General features: G+C 66.5%; 1 protein-coding gene. It reads right to left on the bottom strand.

Features of this window, described 5'->3' with window-relative positions; translation table 11 throughout:
• Nucleotides 1–90 precede the first annotated feature (90 nt).
• A complete protein-coding gene (locus tag IH26_RS0152335; protein WP_030443784.1) occupies nt 91–1,710 on the bottom strand; it encodes a hypothetical protein in 1,620 nt (539 codons plus the stop codon).
• Between the last annotated feature and the right edge of the window lie 152 nt (nt 1,711–1,862).

Raw genomic sequence — 1,862 nt, 5'->3', positions numbered from 1 at the left:
CTAGAAGGCTTGGGCGGCGGAAGCCGTGAAAGTTGAGTCGGGTTTTGTTGATCGTGGTCGGTTTCTGGTGTGGTGATGGGGAATCGGCTGTCATGCGGCGAGGCCGGCTTGTCGGCTGAGGTTGTCGAGGGCGTGTTGGTAGGCGCGGGCGGCGGCGCGCAGCGGTGATGGTGCCGGCGGGTCGGGGTCGGCGAGTTCGGCCAGGCCGGTGCGTAGGTATCGGTCGTGCAGGCGGGTGAGGAACAGGGCGTGGTGCAGGCCGGTGTCGGTGACCTGGTAGCGGTGGCTGCCGGGGATGCGGGTGATCAGTCCGTGGTGGCGTAGTCGGCGCAGGTCGTAGCCGGTTCGGCTGGTGGTGATCTGATCGGGGGTGTGTCCGAGCAGGTCGGCGGTGTGCTGGCGCAGGTCGTGGCTGGTGAAGCCGGCGGGTTGCTGCCGGAACTGGCACAGGGTGGCCAGCAGCGCGTGGGCGCGGGGGTCGGTCAGGCGGAGCCCGGCAACGCGGGCGCCGGTGCTGGTGGTGACCGGTTGGCAGATGGCGGTGATCGCGGTGGTGCCGTCGGCGGGGTCGTGGCTGATGGTTTGGACGCGCAGCAGGCGCCGGTTGGCGGTGAAGCCGATCTGCCGTAGGGCGGGCAGGTTGTGCAGCCGTTTGCCGATGGCGAAGTCGCGGGTGTCGTTGATGGTGGTCTCGGTGCGCAGCGCGCGGCCGAGTTTGTGGTACTGCTTGATCCGGCTGGTCTTGTAGTCGATGTGCAGGCTGGGTGTGACGCCGTCGGTGATGATCCGGGTGCGGAACCGGCCGGGGGTCCGGTGCCGGCCCTTGCCGACGATTCTGCGGTCGAAGATCAGGCTGACCTGGTCGGGGCGGCCGATGTCGAGGTTGTCCCGGATGACCTGCTCGAAGAAGATCCTGCCGTCGACGGGCCGGTCGAGGGTCTGGGTCAGGGAGAACTCGGCTTGCAGGATGGAGATGTCGTAGCGGTAGCCGGTGTCCTGGTCAGCCTCGGTGAACGGGTGCGGCAGGATCCGCAGCCATTTCCGTAGCAGCGCGTCGATCTTCTCCGCCGACAGCCCGTCGCAGATGGCCTGCACCGCGGCCGGGTCCTGGCAGGTGGCGAAGCCGTTGTCCAGGGCGGTGAACCCGATCCCGGCCTTGACCGCCTGGCGTTTGGCGTACTCGTTGCCGTTGAGACACAGCTTCGCGGTGTACGGGAAGTAGGAGCTGAACTTGAGGAAGAACGGGCCGAAGTCGGTGTCGACGCAGTAGAAGTACCACTGGTTGACCATCGCGGTGCTCCTGACGATCCACGGGTAGGTCTTCCCGGCCGTGTTGCGGCGTTTCTCGGTGCGGAACACGCTGGTCTTCTCCTGGGCCCGGCCGATGAACAACACCCCCTCCTCGGCGGTGAAGCCCGCCAGGTGTTCGTGCATCACGTCGTCCTTGCGCTGGCCCTTGACGAAATCGACGATCGGGATCCGGCCTTGACACGCGAACGTCTTGATCGCCGTGACGAACGCCTCGGTGATCGGCGCGAGGACCGTGCTGGAGATCACCGGGCGGCCCAAGTGATACCGGATGAACCCGGCCACCGCCCGGGGATGCTGCAACCTCGGCTGGTAAACGTTGCAGTACATCCGATCGATCGACTCGATCTCGAAGCTCACATGACGGTTCAGGACATCACCGGCGCTGCGCGGTAGCGTCATGACAAGGCTCCGGTCGTCGAGGATCGCCTCACGGCAACCAACCGCTTTGAGCGGTTCAACGAACGGGACCGGGAAACCGGTCACCGTCTATCCCACGACCGGAGCCCCCACCACGACACGCCCCGTCGGGCTGGGGCAGAGCCCCGTTAGAC

It is taken from the genome of Actinoplanes subtropicus, from assembly GCF_000721705.1.
Lineage (GTDB): Bacteria > Actinomycetota > Actinomycetes > Mycobacteriales > Micromonosporaceae > Actinoplanes > Actinoplanes subtropicus.
Note: the sequence above shows the minus strand (reverse complement) of the source record. Positions and strands in the feature narration are given on the sequence as shown.